The 3,092-nt window shown below is 66.3% G+C and carries 4 protein-coding genes; 3 read left to right on the top strand and 1 reads right to left on the bottom strand.

Annotated elements, in window-relative coordinates; translation table 11 throughout:
• Positions 1-923, bottom strand: a 923-nt coding sequence (locus tag A5652_RS08425) for an acyl-CoA dehydrogenase family protein (RefSeq protein WP_197513840.1), incomplete at its 3' end; no start/stop codon positions are given.
• A 196-nt stretch (positions 924-1,119) separates the two neighbouring features.
• On the opposite strand from A5652_RS08425, the gene trxA reads away from it, so the two are divergent.
• The 3 genes from trxA to A5652_RS08410 all read left to right on the top strand — a co-directional run.
• Positions 1,120-1,455, top strand: a complete 336-nt coding sequence (trxA, locus tag A5652_RS08420) for a thioredoxin (RefSeq protein WP_067349114.1) — start codon at positions 1,120-1,122, stop codon at positions 1,453-1,455.
• 83 nt (positions 1,456-1,538) lie between these two features.
• Positions 1,539-2,348: an enoyl-CoA hydratase gene (locus A5652_RS08415; protein ID WP_067349111.1), complete on the top strand. Its 810-nt coding sequence runs from the start codon at positions 1,539-1,541 to the stop codon at positions 2,346-2,348.
• 26 nt (positions 2,349-2,374) lie between these two features.
• Positions 2,375-3,092, top strand: a 718-nt coding sequence (locus A5652_RS08410) for an ATP-binding cassette domain-containing protein (RefSeq protein ID WP_156745222.1), incomplete at its 3' end; no start/stop codon positions are given.

The raw sequence follows: 3,092 nt of genomic DNA, 5'->3' as shown, positions 1-3,092 counted from the left end.
GCTTTGACGCCGATCGTCATGCGCGCGTGCTCGATTATGGTGAACATCTGCGCGATGCCCCGGTGCACGCCGCCGACCAGGTAGCCGACAGCGGGCACATCCGTTGCGCCGAACGTCAATTCGCACGTGGGGGAGGACTTGATGCCCATCTTGTGTTCCACGCCGGTCACGTAGACCCCGTTGCGTGGGCCCAGTTCGAAGGTGTCCGGATCGAACAAGAAGTTGGGCACGTAGAACAGGCTCAGCCCCTTGGTGCCCGGACCGGCGCCCTCGGGACGGGCCAGCACCAGGTGGAAGACGTTCTCGGCGGTGTCACCGACGTCGCCCCCGGAGATGAAGCGCTTGACACCCTCGATGTGCCATGTGCCGTCGGGTTGTTCGATGGCTTTGGCGCGGCCGGCGCCGACATCGGAGCCCGCGTCTGGTTCGGTGAGCACCATGGTGGCCGCCCAGCCCCGCTCCACGCCCTGAGCGGCCCATTGCCGCTGCTGCTCGTTGCCCTCGACGTACAACGCGTTCGACATGACCGGGCCCAGATTGAAGAAATTCGCCGAAGGGTTGGCGCAGATGAGCATTTCGTTGACCGCCCACGCCAGCGGCGGCGGGGCGGCCATGCCGCCGATGTCTTCGGCCAGACCCAGCCGCCACCAGCCGGCCTCCTTGAGCGCCGCCACCGTCTTGACCAGCTCGTCCGGCACGCTGATTTTGTGCTCGGCGGGGTCGAATACCGGCGGGTTGCGGTCGGCGAAGGCAAAGGTTTCAGCCACCGGACCTTCGGCGAGGCGCGCGGCTTCGGCCAAAATGGTGCGGACCGTGTCCTCATCGAGGTCGCTGTAGCCGCCGGTGCCCAGGACGGCGCCGACATCGAGAACCTCGAAAAGGTTGAACTCGATATCACGAACGTTAGCGATGTAGTGGCTCAAGGCGATTCCCTCACTGGTCCTCGAGACGGTGGATCATCAGGCACAGTCTGTCCGACGCGGGAAAACGTACGCAACCGTAACCAGCGACGGCCGGGTGGGGCGCTGTGCGGAGGTAGCTGCGCGTACGCCGACAGCCGTATTCCGAACGTGTGGCCCATCGGGGAACACCAAGTCGGCGCCGGGCGTTACCGCAAACGTGACAACACTTGATCTCACCGCTGAGAAGTTCAACGAAACCATCGAGGGCAACGACATCGTGCTCGTCGACTTCTGGGCGTCCTGGTGCGGTCCGTGCCGCCAGTTCGGTCCAACTTTTGCGGCGTCGGCGGAGAAACACCCCGACATCGTGCACGCCAAAGTCGACACCGAGGCCGAGCAACAGCTGGCCGCGGCCGCCCAGATCCGGTCCATCCCCACGCTGATGGCCTTCAAGAAGGGCAAACTCCTGTTCAACCAGCCCGGAGCCCTGCCACCGGCCGCCCTGGAGGATCTGGTCCAGCAAGTCCGTGCGTTCGACGTCTCGGAAGTCTAGGGACCGCCGAGGCCCGGCATGCCGCACAAGCCCATAGCGCGCTGCGCGCGGAGCCACGGTTAGCTACGCGCTAGGTTGCATGGGTGAGTTTGGTACTGGTAGATCACCCGCGGCCCGGCGTCGCGCTGATAACCCTGAATCGGCCCGAGCGGATGAACTCGATGGCGTTCGACGTCATGCTTCCGCTCAAAGAGGCCCTGGAAAAGGTCACCTACGACAATTCGGTGCGGGTGGTCGTGCTGACCGGGGCGGGCCGCGGCTTTTCCTCCGGCGCCGATCACAAGTCCGCGGGCTCGGTGCCCCACGTCGAGGGGCTGACCCGCCCCACCTATGCGCTGCGTTCCATGGAGATCCTCGACGAGGTCATCCTGGCGCTGCGCCGGTTGCACCAACCGGTGATCGCCGCGGTCAACGGCCCGGCCATCGGCGGCGGCTTGTGCCTGGCCCTGGCCGCCGACATCCGGGTGGCCTCGACCAGCGCGTACTTTCGCGCCGCCGGCATCAACAACGGGCTGACGGCCAGCGAACTGGGCCTGTCGTACCTGTTGCCGCGGGCCATCGGCTCGTCACGCGCCTTCGAGATCATGCTGACCGGTCGCGACATCACCGCGGAGGAGGCCGAGCGCATCGGTCTGGTGTCCTGCCAGGTGCCCGGAGAGCAGCTGCTGGACACCTGCTACGCGATCGCCGCGCGGATATCGGCCTTCTCGCGGCCGGGCATCGAGTTGACCAAGCGCACGCTGTGGAGTGGACTGGACGCCGGTAGCCTGGAAGGGCACATGCAAGCCGAAGGCTTGGGACAGCTTTTCGTCCGCCTGCTCACCGCCAACTTCGAAGAAGCGGTTGCCGCGCGCGCAGAACGACGACCGCCGGTGTTCACCGACGACAAATAGGCGATTTTTCAACAAGGAGAGCGATCGTGATCACGGCCACGGACCTCGAGGTCCGCGCTGGTGCGCGCATTCTGCTCTCACCCGACGGTCCCGACCTGCGCGTGCAGCCGGGCGACCGCATCGGGCTGGTGGGCCGCAACGGCGCCGGTAAGACGACCACCCTGCGCATCCTGGCGGGGGAGACCGAACCCTATGCCGGGGCGATCAACCGCGCCGGCGAAATCGGTTATCTACCACAGGATCCCAAAGAGGGCGATCTCGATGTGCTAGCCCGCGACCGGGTTTTGTCGGCCCGCGGACTCGATGTGTTGCTGACCGATCTGGAAAAGCAGCAGGCGCTGATGGCCGAGGTCGCCGATGATGACGCCCGCGACCGCGCGATCCGCCGGTACGGGCAGCTGGAGGAGCGTTTCGTAGCCTTGGGCGGCTACGGCGCGGAAAGCGAAGCGAGCCGCATCTGCGCGAGTCTCGGCCTGCCGGAACGGGTGCTGACGCAGCAGCTGCGCACCCTGTCCGGCGGGCAGCGCCGCCGAGTGGAACTGGCGCGCATCCTTTTCGCCGCGTCGGAAGGCGGGGCGGGAACGTCGGGTTCGTCGACCACGCTGCTGCTCGACGAGCCGACCAACCACCTGGACGCGGATTCCATCGGCTGGCTGCGGGATTTCCTGCGCGCGCACACCGGCGGCCTGGTGATCATCAGCCACAACGTCGAACTACTCGCCGACGTCGTCAACCGGGTCTGGT

Source organism: Mycobacterium sp. 1165178.9, assembly GCF_001673555.1.
In the GTDB taxonomy this organism is placed as follows: Bacteria; Actinomycetota; Actinomycetes; order Mycobacteriales; family Mycobacteriaceae; genus Mycobacterium.
This window is presented reverse-complemented; position numbering and strand designations above follow the sequence as displayed.